Consider the following 17,518-nt stretch of genomic DNA (forward strand, 5'->3'; position numbering starts at 1 on the left):
TATTCATTAATGCATATTCCGCGCACGCACTCCCGTTCAGCTTCAATCTCTGGTTTTATTAGCTAAGTGATACCATTTTTTGTTTCTCTAGGATACACATATCTTTCAACTCTTTGAGATAAGGTAAACTTGCCATCACAGCATCAAAGTTTGGGTTGAAGTCAATAAGACAAGCAACTTCATCAACACTAGCTTGCTTCAGACGCTCAATCATTTGCATACAAGTTGTTTTTGACCCAATTAGAGTTCTTCCTTTTAGCCAACCTTCATAGGCAAACCGTAAAAGACTATTGATATCTGCTTCTGTAAATTTTTCTAAATTTACCTTGATACCAGCATTCCTTGCCAGATTTTCAAGTAGATCAATATGTGTCTTCAAGTAATTGCAAAAAGGTTCCCTCGCTTGTTCTTTTACGGTGTTAAAGTCTTCTCCTACAAAGGTATGTATCATCATTGCTACCTTGGCTGCTTTAGGGTTATGACCGTGTTTTGCTAAAGATTCACGATACAGTGCTATCTGTGGCGCTACCTCTTCTAGAGTCCCTCCCAGTAGAGAGGTTAATATGTTAGCACCTATTTTGCCAGCTTCAATAAATGTTGCGTTTGATTGACAAACAATCCAAGTAGGGAGCTTACGCTGTATTGGTCGTGGAAACGTCTTTACATTGAAAGCTTTTCCAGTTACATCTTTGAGTTCAACTTGTTCACTTTCCCAAAGTTTCTGGACTGTTTGGATTCCACGCCACATGGTTTCTTTGCGGTTGGCATGACTTTCGCAAGAAAGTACAAAGTCATCTACTGTCCAACCTGAGGCAAAAGCAAGGGCAACTCTACCATTTGAAAGATTATCAACCATAGACCATTCTTCAGCCACACGTACTGGATTATGAAGTGGCATGACAACACTACCGGCACGTAATTGAATTCGCTCAGTTACCATCGCCAACGCTGCACTTGTTAAAGATGGGTTGGGATAAAGTCCTCCAAACGGGTGAAAGTGCCGTTCAGGAGTCCAAACTGCTGCAAACCCATTTCGATCTGCAAACTTAGCACTTTCTATTAATAGATTATACTTGTTTGCGTGAGTTGTAGATCCATCACCGGAAAAATAATATAAGCTAAATTCCATTTCTTAACTCCCTAAATTGTGCTAAGCAATTATCTTGCGTAAGTTGGCACGATTAAAGTTCAAGTCAATGTTAGTGGTTAGTGGTTAGTGGTTAGTTGTTCTACTAACCACTAACAAATGACGCTCGACTAAACTAAAAGTCTTTAACAAGCTCTTGTTGAATCTCTTCTGGTGAAAGGTTTCTTACCTCTTGTAATAAAGCCGCAATTTCTTGAAGTTCTTCTTGTTTGGGTTCATTTTCAGCGATGACAGCAGCAAGTCCAGCCACGGTGGGAGCATCAAAAAGAATGCTTTGTAGAGGCAATTCTACTTGAAAAATTTCTCGCAGGCGTGAAGTTACTTGAACAGCCAGTAAGGAGTGTCCTCCTAACTCAAAAAAGTTATCGTGAATGCCAATTTGTTCAACGCCAAGAAGTTCTTGCCAGATGTTTGCTATTGTTTTCTCAATTTCATTGCTAGGAGCTACATAAGTAGTTTGCAGTTTTGGTCTTGAGTGCTGTGAGAGAGAATCTCCTGTGTTTAAATCTTGAGAATTACCTGCGTTTTGTGGAGCTTCATGCTTTATCCACGTGTTGAGCCTAATTTGTAAATCTCCTGGCGAAACAATAAATTGACTTGCTGAACCTATTGATAAAATACGCTGAGAAACATTCCATGCTTCTTTGGGTGTCATTGCTAATTCAGCTAAAGTTGCTCCCAAGGCAGTATCTTTTTCTTGCTTCTCTTCGTATTTTACAGCATCCCAGTTCACACTGAACCAGGGAACGGAGCTTGTTTGATTGCGTTTGTTTACAAAGGCATCAATGAAGAGATTGGCTGCTGAATAAGCAACAAGTCCGAGTCCTCCTAGCATAGATGATAATGAAGATTGCAACAAATAAAAATCAAGCTCTTTACCTTGCAAAACTTTTTCTAGGACATAGAGTCCGTAAACTTTTGAGTTGAATTGCAATTCACTTTCAGTTCGACTAATCTCTTGAATAGAGAAAGCTGACTTTTCGTTACTCATTGGTGTTGCATAGAACACCCCATGAATCTGACCAAAGTACTCATATGCCCGAGCGATTGCTGCTTGCATTTGTTCAACATTTGCAACATCAGCTTCTATCATGAGCAACTCTACACCTAACTGTTCTAATTCAAGTATTTTTTTGATGTGGCGACTGATGGTGTCTTGCTCTTCATGAGTTGCAAGCCATTGAGACCATTCATTTCTCTGGGGAAGCCCTATATTCCCAATCAAGACCAGCTTAGCTTGCACTGTCTGAGCTAAATTCTCTGCGAACACTAAGCCAAGACTTCCCACAAGATCGCCTGCGATAAGGTAAACGCCTCCTTTCCTTAGTCTAGTTGTTGCTTCTTCAACTTCTTTCAATTGTGCAGATTCAAAAGTTTGTTCCCATCTGCGATCGCCACGGTAAGCAACAACCAAGTCCGATGGCTGTGCTGCTAGTTCTGCCACGAGTTGGTTTATAAGTTGTTTTTCTTGGAAAGTTATTAATTCAGGAGTAAAGATATCGATGTTACGACAGGTAATATTTGGGTACTCTTGTGGAATTACCTTACACGGTCCTAATACAGTCCCTTTTTCTGGAATCAACTCCTCTTGTCCGATCGCATCGTGAACGTTGTTAGTCACGACTATCAGTTGGAGAGGGTTTGTCACATTTTGTTTGCTAAGTGCTTGTGCTATAAAAAGTAAACTGTAAAAACCAAGAGTTTGATATTTTTCAAAGCTGGAAATTGCCGATCGTGTTTGTTCAAACAGTGTTTGATTTTGGGGTTGAGTGTTTGCTGTGACGCCCCAAAAATGAACAATAAATTGTGGAATTTTATCTATTGTACGCAGTGTTTGGAACAGGGCATCATAGTCATCCCGTTTTTGGGGATTAATTGCGTAGGCATGCTTACTCAATTGAGCAAATTCTTCTCCCACCGTTACAGTAATGACTTCTTGACCTTCTTGCTCCAGTCGTTGAGCAATTTGAGAACCCAATTGACATGAGTCAACAAAAATTAGCCAGCACTGCTTTTGCTTTAAAAACTTTGTCCCCTGAAAAGGTTCAAGTAACTTGGCTTGTTTCCAGGTAGGAAGGTAAAACCAGTCAGCAATATTTGGTTTTTTGCTAAGTTTGATGTGACGAGGACTGGTGTCTTCTGTTTTTTGTGCTTCAATCCAATAACGCTGGCGCTCAAAAGGATAAGTTGGCAATGGAAGACGATGACGGTGCTCTGCAGCATAAAAACCATACCAATTCACTGGCACTCCTGCTAGCCAAAGTCGTCCTAAGGTGTTGAGTAAAAATGCCACATCAGACTGTTGGTCTTTTGGATGGCGCATTGAACTAAACACCATCGATTCATTAGTCTGTTGTTTTGCAAAAGTACTTAACGTCCGCCCAGGACCAACTTCCAGCAATATGTGCTCTGATTCTTTTATTAACTCAGCAATGCCTGTAGCAAAGCGTACTGTTTGTCGTAGATGTCTTGCCCAGTAGCTTGGATTAGTTGCTTCGTTAGCCGTTATCCAGGTTCCTGTCAAGTTAGAGATAAAAGGAATTTGAGGAGGATTTAAATTAACTTTTTCAACTTGCTTAGTAAATGGTTCCAGGATGGAATCCATCATGTGGGAATGAAAGGCATGAGAAGTATGCAATCGACGGCATTCTACACCTTGTTGTGTTAAAAGAGTTTGCAAGTTGGCGATCGCTTCTTCAGAACCCGATACAACACATAAAGATGGTGCGTTAATTCCAGCCAGAGTGAGTTCCTGAGTCAGCCAAGGTTGTATTTCCTCCTCAGAAAGTGGAACGGAAAGCATAGCACCTAATGGAAGTTGTTGCATTAGTCTTCCACGAGCAGCTACCAGTTCTAAAGCGTCTTCTAAGGAGAATACACCCGCTAGGCAAGCTGCTACATACTCTCCTATGCTATGACCAATCATTGCTGCAGGAGATATGCCCCACGACACCCATAACTGAGCCAAGGCATACTCAATGACAAACAGCGCTGGCTGAGTTATATAAGTTTGTTGTAATTGCTGTGCTGCTGTTTCTGTTTGTCCTTTGCTAGGATACAGAATAGTACACAAATCAATGCCCAGAAGAGATTTGAGTAACTGACAACAGCGATCGACCTGTTCCTGGAAAATTGGTTCAGTTTCGTATAATTCTCGACCCATCTCTACATACTGGGCACCTTGACCGGGAAACATAAACACAACTTGTCGATTGCACGGTTCCTGAAAGTGAGTGAAAACTCGTTGTGAGTCTTTTGTCTCTAAGACTTTCACTGCATCGTCAAAGTTCTGGCATACTAGCATTCGGCGATGGTCAAATGCTCGACGCCCGACCTGAAGGGTATATGCTACATCAGCCAGGTTTAAGTCGGGATGCTGCTTGAGGTGGGTAATTAGATTTGTCGTTGCAGTTTCCAGTGCCGAGTCAGTTTTTGCAGAAAGCAGCAACAACTGCCAAGGGCGAGAAGGACTGGAGGTTTCAACATCTGGCGCTTCTTCGAGTATCACATGGGCATTTGTTCCACCAATGCCAAACGAACTAACTCCAGCACGGCGGGGAGTGCCGTTGGTTTTCCACTCTGAAAGTGCTGTATTTACGTAGAAGGGGCTGTTGTCGAAATCAATCTGAGGATTGGACTGCTCAAAGTGCAAGCTAGGCGGTATTTGCTTATGTTCGAGGGCTAAAACAGTCTTGATTAAGCTTGCAACGCCTGCTGTAGTATCTAGGTGTCCAATGTTCGTCTTGACTGAACCGATGGCACAAAAACTTTTCTTCTGGGTACTAGCATGAAATGCTTGTGTCAGTGCAGCGATTTCAATAGGATCTCCCAAGGATGTTCCAGTTCCATGTGCCTCAACATAAGTGATTGTCTCGGGGTCAACCTCAGCGATAACTTGAGCCGCTTTAATCACATGAGCTTGAGTATCTATACGGGGTGCCGTGTAGCTAACTTTGAGAGCGCCATCGTTATTGATAGCTGAACCTTTGATGACAGCATGAATACAGTCGCCATCGATAATTGCCTCTTCTAATCGCTTCAAAACCACAATGCCCACACCCTCACCGCTAACAGTTCCTTGTGCATTAGCATCAAAGGTACGGCAGTGTCCGTCAGGGGATAAAATTCCCCCTTCTCGATATAAGTATCCTGTTTTCCGTGACGAACTGATTGCAACGCCACCAGCCAAGGCAATATCACATTCACCACTTAGTAAACTTCGACAAGCTAAATGCACAGCAACTAATGAAGTTGAACAAGCCGTTTGAATGTCAATAGAAGGACCCTCAAGATTTAATTTGTAAGATACCCGTGTGGTTAGAAAATCTTTATCACTTGCAACGAAAAGTTGATAATTATCAATAGAGTTTTTAATATTTTGATTTGAATAAAGATTGAACACATAACTGTTCATACCTGCGCCAGCATAAACCCCAACCAAACCTTTGTATTGTTTAGAATCATAGCCAGCATTTTCCAGAGCTTGCCAAGCACACTCCAAGAAATGACGTTGTTGGGGATCGATGATTTCTGCTTCTCTGGGATTGAAGCCAAAGAATGAAGCATCGAATAATTCTACATCTTCTAATGGCGCTCCAGATCTTACATACTGAGGGTCATTCAGCATGTCAGGGTCTATTCCTGAAGATATTAGTTCTTCATCTGTGAAAGAAACTATTGACTCTACACCATCTCGTAAATTTTGCCAAAATTCCTCAATATTTTTGGCTCCTGGAAAACGACCTGCCATGCCAATAATAGCAACTTCTAAACCATTCCGACTAAATGCTACCGGAGTACTCATGTTTATTTAACTCTCTTACTGATTGTCAAAAATTGTTTTATACGAGCTTTACCATCTTTTAACTGTTCGGTTCTAACATCAGTTTGATGAAAAAATGGTGGTTCATTTTTGTTAGCTTGATTGAGAAACTCTGCTAAGGAGCTAATAGTCGGATATCTAAATAGTTCAAGCATTGAGAAATTGCCTGGGAATATTTGACAGAGTTGGTTATGAACCTGAACCATCAATAATGAATGACCACCAAGTTCAAAGAAGTTATCGTGAATACCAACTTTTTCTACCTTGAGTGTCTTCTGCCAAACATGAGCAATAGATTTTTCCAAATCAGTTTGTGGTTTGACGTAATTTGCTTCCAAGTCTGGGCGAAGACCATCTGGTACTGGCAATGCTTGGCGATCCACCTTGCCATTGGGTGTTAATGGTAGAGCCTTCATGGGTACAAAGGCAGCAGGCATCATATAATCGGGCAATTTCTCCTTTAAGAAACTCCGTAGCTGACTGAGTGTAGAAGTGAACTCCTGTTCAGACACCACATAAGCCACTAGCCGTTTGTCCCCAAGTACATCCTCTCTCACGACAACTACAGCCTCTCGAACAGTGGGATGTTGAGTGAGTCGTGCTTCAATCTCTCCAAGTTCGATGCGGAAACCACGGATTTTGACCTGGTGGTCAATACGACTAATGTACTCTATCTCTCCATTGGGCAGATAGCGAGCTAAATCCCCAGTTTTGTACAAGCGCGCTGCCGATTTGTTACTAAAGGGGTTGGGGATAAATTTTTCTGCTGTTAGTTCCGGGCGGTTTACGTAGCCACGAGCTAGTCCATCCCCACCTATGTGCAGTTCTCCAGGTACTCCAACAGGAACTATCTGACCGTGTCGATCCAGGATATAGAATTGTGTGTTAGCAATCGGGTGACTAATTGGCACAATGCTGCTGTCAGTTTCTACTATACCAGCTGCTGACCAAATGGTGGTTTCCGTAGGACCATACATATTCCACACCGAGTTACACCGATTGAGTAACTGATGGGCTAGCTGTTTTGGTAAGGCTTCTCCGCCACAAAGAATTTTCAATTGATGGTTCCCAGACCAGCCTGCTGCCAGAAGTAACTGCCAAGTAGCTGGTGTAGCTTGCATAACCGTAGCATTTGAGTGAGTCAATTTTGCTGACAACTGCGTTCCGTCCGAGGCAACTTCCCGACTCGTAACTACTAAACGGGCACCCACTATGATTGGCAAGAAAAGTTCCAACGCCGCAATATCAAAGGAATAAGTGGTGACAGCCAGCAAGGTATCACGCTCAGTTAACCCTGGTCTTTGCCGCATAGCGTGCAAGAAGTTGCTCAAAGCGTCGTGGGGAATTTGCACACCCTTGGGCTTACCCGTAGAACCAGAGGTGTAGATGATATAAGCCAGGTTGTGACTAGTTACCTCACTGACTGAATTTTCCTGACTTTGATGGGCAATAGAGAGCCAATCAGTATCTATACAAACGACTTTGGCTTTGTGTTGGGGCAATGCCTCCACAAGCTGTGCTTGAGTCAGCAACACTTGTACTTGGGCGTTTTCTAGTATAAAAGCTAATCGCTCTTGGGGATAAGTGGGGTCAAGGGGTACATAAGCGCCACCCGCTTTGAGAATGCCTAATAGCCCAACTACCATGTCGAGCGATCGCTCTGTGCAAATTCCCACCAGTACTTCTGGTCTTACTCCCAGCGCTTGTAGGTAGTGCGCCAGTTGATTTGCTCGTTGGTTGAGTTCTCGGTAGGTTAACTGCTGCAATTCAAACACCACTGCTACAGCATCAGGTGTCAGCTCTACCTGAGCCTCAAATAACTGATGAATGGATTGTTGTTGGGGATACTCAGTTTCAGTATCATTCCACTTCACTAGCAGTGCCTTCTCAGCATTGGTTAACAACGGTAACTCCGACAGACGCTGCTGTGAATTGGCAACGATTGCACAGAGCAAAGTTTGTAAATGCCCTGCCATCCGGCTAATAGTGCTTGACTCGAATAAATCGGTATTGTACTCTAGAGTGCCAACTAGTCCCTGTGCTGTTTCTGTCATGTCTAGGGTCAAATCAAACTTAGCAGTACGGCTCTCAGTTGCGATGGGACTCAACGTTAAACCAGGCAACTCTAACGCCGACATCGGTGCATTCTGGAGCACAAACATCACTTGAAATAGTGGGGCGTGGCTTAAAGAACGCTGTGGTTGCAATTCCTCTACCAACTGCTCAAAAGGCAAATCTTGGTGAGCGTAGGCTCCTAGCGCTACTTCCCGCACACGAGTAAGTAACTCCTTAAAGGTGGGATTACCTGCTAGATTAGTTCGCAGTACCAAGGTATTGGCAAAAAAACCAATTAACCCTTCTATCTCCGTGCGGTTGCGGTTAGCTATCGGCGATCCTACCACAATATCCTCGCTACCCGTATAGCGCCATAGCAGAGTTTGGAAAGCTGCTAGTAGCGTCATAAATAAAGTGCATCCGTTCTGCTGGCTGAGTTTATTCAGAGCTAGAGAGAGATCTTGAGATAGGTTAAATAAATAGCTGGCACCCTGAAAAGTCTGAACAGCAGGACGCGGGTAGTCAGTTGGTAACTCCAGTACTCTTGGTGCGCTCTCTAACTGCTTTCGCCAGTAAGATATCTGGGATTGTAATACGTCTGCTTGTAGCCATTTTCGCTGCCAAGCTGCAAAGTCTACATATTGGATTGGCAGTTCAGCTAATAGTGAGGGTTGCCGATCGCAGAAGGCTGGATAAAGTTTTGCCAACTCACGCACCAATATGCTTATCGACCAACCGTCAGAGACAATGTGGTGCATTGTCAGTAATATTATGTGTTCTTGATTACTTTGGCGTAAGAGTTTCACACGCAGCAGGGGGTCACTGTTGAGGTCAAAAGGATGTTGCGCTTCTGCTAATGCCTGTTTTCTAATTTCGACTTCTTGTTGATGGGAAGATAATTCACTGATATCAACTACGGGCAACATCAGCGGTGTAACTGATGAGATAACTGCCACGGGTTGCCCTTCTATTGTCTGGAAATTGCTTCGCAAAGCTTCATGACGGCGTACAATTTCGTTGAAACTTTTTTGTAATGCCCCTAGGTTTAATTGTCCCTGTAGACGGACAGCAGCAGGAATATTGTAGAAGGGACTATTTGGTTCTAAATGGGCAAGGAACCATAACCTATGTTGAGAAAAGGATAGAGGTAACTCTTGCTTTCGTGAAATCCGCTCAATAGTTACTGCTTCCAGTCCATTACTTGTCTTGGTGGCTTTTTCGATTTCTTTAGCTAGCCCAGCTATTGTTGGTTGTTCAAATAAGCGACGTAAAGGAAGCTCTTGCTGAAAGACTTTCCGCACTTGGGAAATCACGCGAGTCGCTAATAAGGAGTGCCCACCTAATTCAAAAAAGTTATTGTGAATGCCTATTTTTTCAATGCCAAGTACCTCTGCCCAGATTAAGGCTAACATCTGCTCAATTGGTGTGGAAGGAGCGACAAAATCTGATTCAGCTAATAGCTGTGTCGCCTCGGGTGCTCTTAGTGCTTTACGATCTATTTTACCATTAGGTGTAAGTGGTAGTGACTCTAGCATCACAAAAATTGCTGGCACCATGTAGTTTGGCAGCTTAGACTTCAAAAAACACCGCAGTTCAGGAATTGTCAGTGTTTGCTCTGAGTGCAGGACGATATAGGCTACTAAACTTTGAGAATGTGCTTCATCCTCTCTCACGATAACTACGGTTTCTCGGACTGCTGGATGCTGGTTGATGGCTGCTTCAATTTCTCCAAGTTCGATGCGGAAACCACGAATTTTCACCTGGTAGTCCATGCGACCAATGTACTCTATCTCTCCGTTGGGCAGATAGCGTGCTATATCTCCTGTTTTGTACAAACGCGCTGCTGAATTGTTACTAAAGGGGTTGGGAATAAACTTTTCTGCAGTCTGTTCAGGGCGGTTTAAATAACCACGTGCTAGTCCATCCCCACCGATGTACACTTCGCCCAGTACACCAATAGGAACAGGTTGTCTTTTTGCATCCACTATGTACATCTGAGTATTAGCTATCGGGCGACCAATTAAAACGCGCTCAGGCAAAGGTGCATGGGGATTGAGGCTATAACAAGTGACATCCGCAGATACTTCCGACGAACCGTAAAGGTTTAACAAGATGCTATGTGGCAAATTCTGTCTAAATTGGACAAGCAGATCAATTGAGAGTGCTTCGCCACTGCTAATCCACAACTTCAATTGGGGTAGCTGTAACTGTAGATCGTTATGTGTATTCAACAATGCACCCAGCAAAGAGGGAACAAGTACTAATCGTGTCACATTTTTGTGAGCAAGATTTGTCACGAACTGTTGTGGATCTTTTAGGATGTCATCCGGTACAATGACTGTGGGTATCCCTTGGAGTAAGGGTCCAAAAATTTCCCATACTGAATCCACAAAGTTTAAGGATGTTTTCTGGCAACAAATTTCTCCCTGCACAAAAGGATAATTCTGCCACATCCAGTGAAAGCGATTAACCGCACCCCTATGCAGACCAAAAACACCTTTGGGCTGACCCGTTGAGCCTGAGGTGTAGATGACGTAAGCTAGGTTATCAGCTTTTGAAATATTGACGGGATTATCTTGGCTTTGTTGAGCAATTATATTCCAGTCTGTGTCCCAGCAAACCACTTGTGCTTTGTGTTCAGGAAGTTGCTCCACCAACTGTTGCTGAGTCAGCAGTACTGGCACCTTAGTCTCTTCTAGTATAAAACTTAATCGCTCTTGGGGATAAGTGGGGTCAAGGGGTACATAAGCGCCACCCACTTTGAGAATGCCTAACAGCCCGATGACCATGTCGAGCGATCGCTCTGTGCAAATCCCCACCAGAACCTCTGGTCCTACTCCGATCGCTCGCAGGTAATGTGCCAGTTGATTTGCTCTTGCATTGAGTTCAGAGTAAGTTAGTTGTTCTTCCTCTAACACTACTGCTACTGAGTCAGACGTGCGTTCTACTTGAGCTTCAAACAGCTGGTGAATACACACATTTGCAGGATAATTAGCAGAAGTATCATTCCACTCCACTAGTTGCCGATGCAGCTCAGTTGCTGTCAACATCGGTAACTCTGACAGCCTCTGCTGTGGATCGGCAACAATGCCCTCAAGTAAAGTACGGAAATGCTCTACCATCCGAGTTATGGTTTCGGCAGCAAACAAATCAGTATTATATTCTAACAACCCCGTCAATTCTGGCTCTGCATCGACTAGGTAGAGGGTCAAATCAAACTTAGCAGTTTGAGTGTGCCTTGGGAGCCAACTTAGAGTTAAACCGGGCAGTGTTAAATCCTTCTGAGAGTTTTCCTGCAAGGCAAACATTACCTGGAACAAGGGCATATGGCTGAGATTTCTCTCCGGTTGAAGTTCTTCCACCAATTGCTCGAAAGGTATATCTGCATTTGCGTATGCACTCACGCACATTTCACGCACTCTACTTAGCAACTTTAAGAAACTTGGGTTACCAGAAAGGTCAGTACGCAGCACAAGGGTATTGACAAACAACCCAATCAGATCCTGAATCTCAACTTGGTTGCGGTTAGCAATTGGGGAGCCAACGCAGATGTCTTCTTGACCTGTATAGCGATACAGTAGGATTTGAAACGCTGCTAGTATCGTCATAAACAGGGTTACCCCCTCCCGACTACTTAGAGATCTAAGCATATCGGTAAGGCGCGGTGATAGTGTAAAAGAGGCAACTGCACCTCGGAAGCTTTGGACTGGGGGTCGTGGACGATCTGTGGGGAGCGCCAACGTTGAAGCGCCTGCCAATTGTTGCTTCCAATAAGAAAGCTGCGTCTTTTGTAGTTCCCCTTGCATCCACTGAAGCTGCCAGATAGCAAAGTCTGCGTAATGAATCGGGAGTTCAGGGAGTGGGGATGCCTTCTTCGTAGAAAAAGCTTCATAAAGTGCTGCTATCTCCCGGATCAGCACTCCTATCGACCAGCCATCAACGGCAATATGGTGGATTGCAAAGAGCAGCAAGTGTTCATGCACACCTGTTTGTAGCAGCATAGCTCGCAGCAACGGACCAGATGTCAAGTCAAAGGGTTTTTGAGCTATCTCTGTTGTTAGCTGCTCGAGTTTAGCTTCTCGCAATGCTTCTGGCAACTCGCGTAGATTCACCACAGGTAGCACCATACTTACAGTAGGGTGAATGACCTGAGCGGGCTGTCCTTCCACTATCTCAAAGGTGGTGCGTAGAGCTTCATGGCGTCGCACAATTTCATTAAGACACTGCTCTAGAGCTACCACCTTTAGCTCACCTGTTAGCTGTACGCATGCTAGCTCATTATAATATGGACTACTGGAATCTAACTGATAGAGAAACCACAAGCGTTGTTGGGCAAAGGATAGGGGCGCAGGACTTGTTTGGGAACGTTTTGAAATAACCTCTAATTGAGAGCGAAAGCTAACTTCACCCCGCAGTCGCTTTTCCAGAATCGCCCGTTTATTGGCTGATAATTTCGAGCGTCGTTCCGAAATTTCATCTTTTTTTCTGTCCATAATCTCCCCTATCAAACTATGTGAACTAACAATGCTTCTTAATCGATAATTTTGACCTTCACATAATCAGGAAAAGGTTGAATTCGTGTTAGATTATTTTCTAAAAATAACAAATCTTCTATCTTCTCTGTTTCCTGAAACCCTGCAAACTTATAAGAGACATACATCATGCGATTGCGATTGTTTGAAACAAATTCAGCACGCAAACGAACGTTGTTGTTTTTCGCCAATGTCATAATATAGTTCAACAAAATTGTGCCGACACCTCTGGACATAACGCGGCAAGACATCAGCAAAAGTTTTACAGTCCACACCAACTCTTGGCATTCCACAAGAGCCAACCCAATTTTACCATAACTGCCATACTTATCGTCTAAACTTGCAATGAGTAGTTTATACTTATCGGATTGCCGAAAATAATTCAGCTCATCATAGGAGTATGTATAACCTGTTGTATTTAATTGATTTGTTCGTACTGTTAATTCTTCGGCTCGCTGTAAATCCTCCTCTTTGGCATAAGAGATAGTAAAAGACATATTGAGTGTCGCTAAAAATTCTTCTTGAGTTCCAACAAATTCTTTTTCTGATTGATTTCGCTCTATATCACTAAGATACATTAGTCTTCTTAATTTTGAATCCTCTGTAATAAAACGAGGATTCATTTCTGGCAGATCTAGCAGATGCGTCAGTTCAGTGGTATTAACACAGAGTACTTCAGGGAGTGAAAAATTAACTTCTTCTAGTTCAAATAACTGGTCATCTATAAAGGTAAAGGTGTCGATCCCAAGATTGAGGGACTTAGCAATTTCCTGAATAGAACTAGATTTCGAGTTCCAATTGATTTGGGGATAGAGAAAATATTCGTGCAAACCAAACTCTTGGAGTTGTGCGATCGCTCTAGCATAATCATTTTTACTAGCAATAGACTGCAAAATACCTCGACTGTCTAGGGTTTTGATAATATCAACTACCTGGTTTCGCAAATCAACACGATTGTCCTCTAATAATACACCATCCCAAAGAGTGTTATCCAAATCCCAAACTACACATTTGATAGCTTTTTTATCCGCTAGTTTATTATTTGATAGCTCAGCTTTTGTACTCATCATGTTTTCACGTCCTTACCAGTAAGTTTTGATAAATCACGGTGGAAGCGGATGGTGACATATACTCCTGATAACCGTAATCAGCAATGGTTATTTGTTGTATTTGCGTGCTTCCTTCAATGATTTCCATAATTTTGGCATCTCGCAAATACCTGGCAACAGAATATTCACTGGTGCAACCATTGGCACCGTGGATTTGTACAGTATCATTTGCAATTTTGGTTGCTGTTGTGGACGCAAAATATTTGGCAATTGAAGTCTCTACGATTGAGTTTGGATCGCCAATCTCTTTAAGATAACCAGCTTGATAGCACAGTAATCTTGCTGCTTTCACATTGGCTATCATCTCAGTTATAATTTGCCGAATCAATTGGTGTTCTTTGAGATAAACACCGAACTGCTTTCGTTCATTTGTGTAGTGAATACAGGCTTCTAAACAGGCTTGAGCGATACCTACAGAACCCCATGCTACACTGTATCTTCCATAATCAAGTGCAGAAGAAGCTACGTAGGAGAAACCAAAACCTAACTTACCTACCAGATTTTCCTGGGGAATTCGACAATCTTGAAATTGCAACTCAGCTAACATCGAAGCCCGAACACCCAACATACCAGAAATAGGTTGTATCGTCAGTCCTGGGCTGTTTTTTTCTACTAAAAAAGCAGAAGGTTTACCCGAACATTGAGCAAACACCAAAAAGATATCGGCTATTTGTCCGTAAGTAATCCATTTTTTGTGTCCATTTAAGATATAAGAGTCACCAGAAACTGTCGCCGTGGTTTCTATACTTTTGGCATCGCTACCTACGTTAGGTTCACTTAAGGCGAAAGCAGCTATTTTCTCACCAGACGCTAACTTTGGCAGCCAATACTCTTTCTGATACTTATTGCCCCATTTAGAAAGAGCATAAGTAACCATACAGTGAACTGTGAGCAAACTCCGTAGTGAAGAACATCCCCGTCCAATTTCTTCGTTAAGAATACCATAGGTAATCATGTCCATAGCTATGCCACCAAATTCTTTGGGTAATACAGCACCCAAATATCCGAGTTGAGCTAAATTTTCAATTAGCTTTGTCGGGGTACGCTCTTCTTGGTCATAGGAATTTGCGTAAGGTATAACCTCTTCGTCTACGAAAGCTCTAAATTCAGCTTGAGCATCTTTTTGTTGAGTTGTTAACTCTATTTTCATCTTACTACTTAAATGTTGAAATGGATTGAACTTTTTATCTGTTACTCATTTTTGTGCAACTAAAGCTGTCTTACGTTCAATCAAACGAGTCATAGCATTTATAGATCTGAAGTTATCAAATTCTAGGTCTTCATTATCAATAGTTAGTTGAAATTCTTGTTCGATAAACAAGACGAGTTGCATGGCGAACATAGAATTGACAAAACCAAGCGCAAAGATATCTTCATCTAGCTGCAAGTTATGATTGCGGAAAAACCGTGCAAGGAACTCCTTGATTGTTGGTTGTATTTCTTTCATCTTTTCAATTCACCTTCGCGTTAAGGATAACTGGAAAATTCTTGACTCCCGAACCGCTCTAAACTTACTTGTCTCTGATCCTTATCTCCTCTATGTTCTCAGTGGATTCTACAGTTAATTCATAGATATTTTTGGGTGGGAAAAGAGTAATCTCTTCAAATAGCTCTATTGTAGGTATAAAAACTTTGTCCATACAAGCGAGCTTTGTTTGTGTAGCCCTAGATTTCTAGCCTGTAGTGAAAAGAGAGCTGTCGAATAAATTGATGTCTATGGAACACTCCCAGTTCAGTAATCAGTTCCTAACAAAAATTGAGTCCATAGCACAAGTGATGTTTCCACCAAAAAAATCGGTATAGTACGTGTCAATTTTGTAGCAATCAGGATATTTCATCAAAAACCTCCCGATTGCGTCTTTTTGAAATAAACTCTCCTCAATTACTACGTAGTCACCTTGTTTAAAGTAGCGATGAAAATGACATAAAACTCCATGAACATTGACATGGGCATCTTCAATGAACAGCCACGGGTGAGGTGCGTTTCTCAAAAAATCCTCAGCGAATACTTCCTCTATTTGATTGCAATCTCCTTGTATAAAGCTGACGCCGTTATGCTGCAATTCTAGCTTCTTCAAATCAACGGAGAAAATGTGACCCTGGATCTCAAATATCTTCATAAGATCTGCTAGCCATATCGCGCTCGATCCTACTCCGGAACCAAGCTCAATGATGGTTCTTGGTTTGATGTCCCACAGCATCATAGTGTAGATGTTAAAATCAAACGCGGTCTTAAAAAGAGGCATACCTTTCCACTGCATACACTCTGCTACTCCTTGACTCATAGCAGGCTCGTAAAGACCTATATCGGTCATCATACCCAGTGCAATTTCCGGCGTGGTGAATCGCTCGTGGAAACTGACAAAACGCCCCTGACTTCGTCTGCTTAAAAAGAGCCGTAGCTGCTGAAGCCCTTGCCTCAGTCGTTCTCCCTCTGTACCGCTTAGGTGCTTACTACTCTCTTCCCAAGGTAGATCTTTGTCCAACTGGTGCAGTTGTTCTATTAAAATATCTAAATAATAATCAAAGGCCGTAGGTACTTCCTGTTGACGCTGTCTTATTTTTGCTTGGACTTCTTGTGCTAATCGATTTGTAGCTTCTTTAAGTTCATTTCCCTCTAGCAGTACTGGTAGGTTATCCGGGATGGCGGGTTGCTGTTCGAGAGTATAATCTTGGTATTCGGTATTCATACTAACCTTAGATATCGTCAAAACTCGTCATTTTAAGCATTGCAACTAAGAAGGTATTTAAAAAATAAATTTTAAGCAGTTGAGCAACGATGACTAGAGGCTAACCGACGTAACATTAGATGCTTTATAGCGGCATAGATCATGGTTTTACTCGTTTAAGGAAAATATTCGTAACCCTTACTTAGATGGCGATCGCGACCAAGCCATGCAAGTGTATGCTCAAAGACCCAACGCCCTTGGTAATACTTGAAAGCCATTCGCTAGATAATCTTTGGTGAGAAAAAGGGTAATCTCTGATTTCAAGTGGCTCCACTGTAAGTATAAAAACCTTGTCCATTTTTGCGACCATACAACCCTGCATCTACCATTTTTTTCAGCAACGGACAGGGTCTGTATTTGCTGTCATTGAAGCTTTCATATAAAACTTCGATGGAGAATAGAATAGTGTCTAAACCAATCAAGTCAGCAGTTTCGAGTGGTCCCATTTTGTGTCCAAAGCAGGATGTGAAAATTTTATCCACTTCTTCTACGGAAGCAACTCGATCTTGTAGCAAGAAAATGGCTTCATTAATCGTCAACATTAGCACGCGGTTAGAGACAAAACCGGGCGAGTCGTTAACAAGAATGCATTCTTTACCCATCTGCGCCAACAATTCTTTGGCTGTTGCGATCGCATCATCACTGGTGTGATACCCGCGAATCATTTCCACCATCGGCTTCATTGGTACTGGGTTCATAAAATGCATACCAATAACTTTGTCAGCACGCTTAGTAACTGAAGCAATGCGAGTAATAGAAATAGCAGAAGTATTGGCTGCAAATACAGTCTTCTCTGGACAAATCGCATCAAGCTGTGCGTATATCCCTTTTTTAATATCCCACTTTTCCGTGGCATTTTCAATCACAAATTCTGCAGATTCAAGAAATTTATAATTTGTCGAAAATTTAATTCGATGCAGAATATTGTCAGGGCTTTCTGCTTGCTGGTTTTTCTGAAAAAAACCTTGAAAACGGACATTATTTCTGATTTCCTTCTTAGCATTCTCCAAAATGTCTTCGGAAATATCTACTAAAATCACTTGATGACCAGTTTGGGAGAGGTTTTGGGCTACCCCAATTCCCATGACACCCGCTCCGACTACACCGACAACTTGAATTTTCAT

Annotated in this window: 8 protein-coding genes; all 8 read right to left on the minus strand. The window is 42.5% G+C overall.

The window, feature by feature from the left end; translation table 11 throughout:
* Positions 1–58 precede the first annotated feature (58 nt).
* The 8 genes from WA1_RS43585 to WA1_RS43620 all read right to left on the minus strand — a co-directional run bounded on the left by WA1_RS43585 (position 59) and on the right by WA1_RS43620 (position 17,518).
* Positions 59–1,129, minus strand: coding sequence for an LLM class flavin-dependent oxidoreductase (locus tag WA1_RS43585; RefSeq protein WP_017744616.1), 1,071 nt, complete (start codon positions 1,127–1,129; stop codon positions 59–61).
* A gap of 133 nt (positions 1,130–1,262) precedes the next feature.
* Positions 1,263–5,951, minus strand: a complete 4,689-nt coding sequence (locus WA1_RS43590) for a type I polyketide synthase (protein WP_017744617.1) — start codon at positions 5,949–5,951, stop codon at positions 1,263–1,265.
* Positions 5,952–5,953: 2 nt separating this feature from the next.
* On the minus strand, positions 5,954–12,517 hold the full coding sequence (locus tag WA1_RS43595) for a non-ribosomal peptide synthetase (protein ID WP_017744618.1): 6,564 nt from the start codon (positions 12,515–12,517) through the stop codon (positions 5,954–5,956).
* Positions 12,518–12,555: 38 nt separating this feature from the next.
* Positions 12,556–13,626 (minus strand): HAD-IIIC family phosphatase, encoded by a 1,071-nt coding sequence (locus tag WA1_RS43600; RefSeq protein WP_026134792.1) that lies wholly within the window; start codon positions 13,624–13,626, stop codon positions 12,556–12,558.
* 4 nt (positions 13,627–13,630) lie between these two features.
* Complete coding sequence (locus WA1_RS43605; RefSeq protein WP_017744620.1) at positions 13,631–14,815, minus strand: acyl-CoA dehydrogenase family protein; 1,185 nt, start codon at positions 14,813–14,815, stop codon at positions 13,631–13,633.
* A gap of 45 nt (positions 14,816–14,860) precedes the next feature.
* Complete coding sequence (locus WA1_RS43610; protein ID WP_017744621.1) at positions 14,861–15,112, minus strand: acyl carrier protein; 252 nt, start codon at positions 15,110–15,112, stop codon at positions 14,861–14,863.
* Between the two features lie 292 nt (positions 15,113–15,404).
* Entirely contained in the window at positions 15,405–16,355 is a 951-nt protein-coding gene (locus WA1_RS43615) for a CmcI family methyltransferase (RefSeq protein WP_017744623.1), read from the minus strand.
* A 299-nt stretch (positions 16,356–16,654) separates the two neighbouring features.
* Entirely contained in the window at positions 16,655–17,518 is an 864-nt protein-coding gene (locus WA1_RS43620; protein WP_017744624.1) for a 3-hydroxyacyl-CoA dehydrogenase family protein, read from the minus strand.

It is taken from the genome of Scytonema hofmannii PCC 7110, from assembly GCF_000346485.2.
Classification (GTDB): Bacteria; Cyanobacteriota; Cyanobacteriia; order Cyanobacteriales; family Nostocaceae; genus Scytonema; species Scytonema hofmannii.

Coding starts and splice junctions, on each gene's coding strand:
- WA1_RS43585 (WP_017744616.1), bottom strand. CDS start 1,129: ATGGAATTTAGCTTATATTATTTTTCCGGTGATGGATCTACAACTCAC.
- WA1_RS43590 (WP_017744617.1), bottom strand. CDS start 5,951: ATGAGTACTCCGGTAGCATTTAGTCGGAATGGTTTAGAAGTTGCTATT.
- WA1_RS43595 (WP_017744618.1), bottom strand. CDS start 12,517: ATGGACAGAAAAAAAGATGAAATTTCGGAACGACGCTCGAAATTATCA.
- WA1_RS43600 (WP_026134792.1), bottom strand. CDS start 13,626: ATGATGAGTACAAAAGCTGAGCTATCAAATAATAAACTAGCGGATAAA.
- WA1_RS43605 (WP_017744620.1), bottom strand. CDS start 14,815: ATGAAAATAGAGTTAACAACTCAACAAAAAGATGCTCAAGCTGAATTT.
- WA1_RS43610 (WP_017744621.1), bottom strand. CDS start 15,112: ATGAAAGAAATACAACCAACAATCAAGGAGTTCCTTGCACGGTTTTTC.
- WA1_RS43615 (WP_017744623.1), bottom strand. CDS start 16,355: ATGAATACCGAATACCAAGATTATACTCTCGAACAGCAACCCGCCATC.
- WA1_RS43620 (WP_017744624.1), bottom strand. CDS start 17,518: ATGAAAATTCAAGTTGTCGGTGTAGTCGGAGCGGGTGTCATGGGAATT.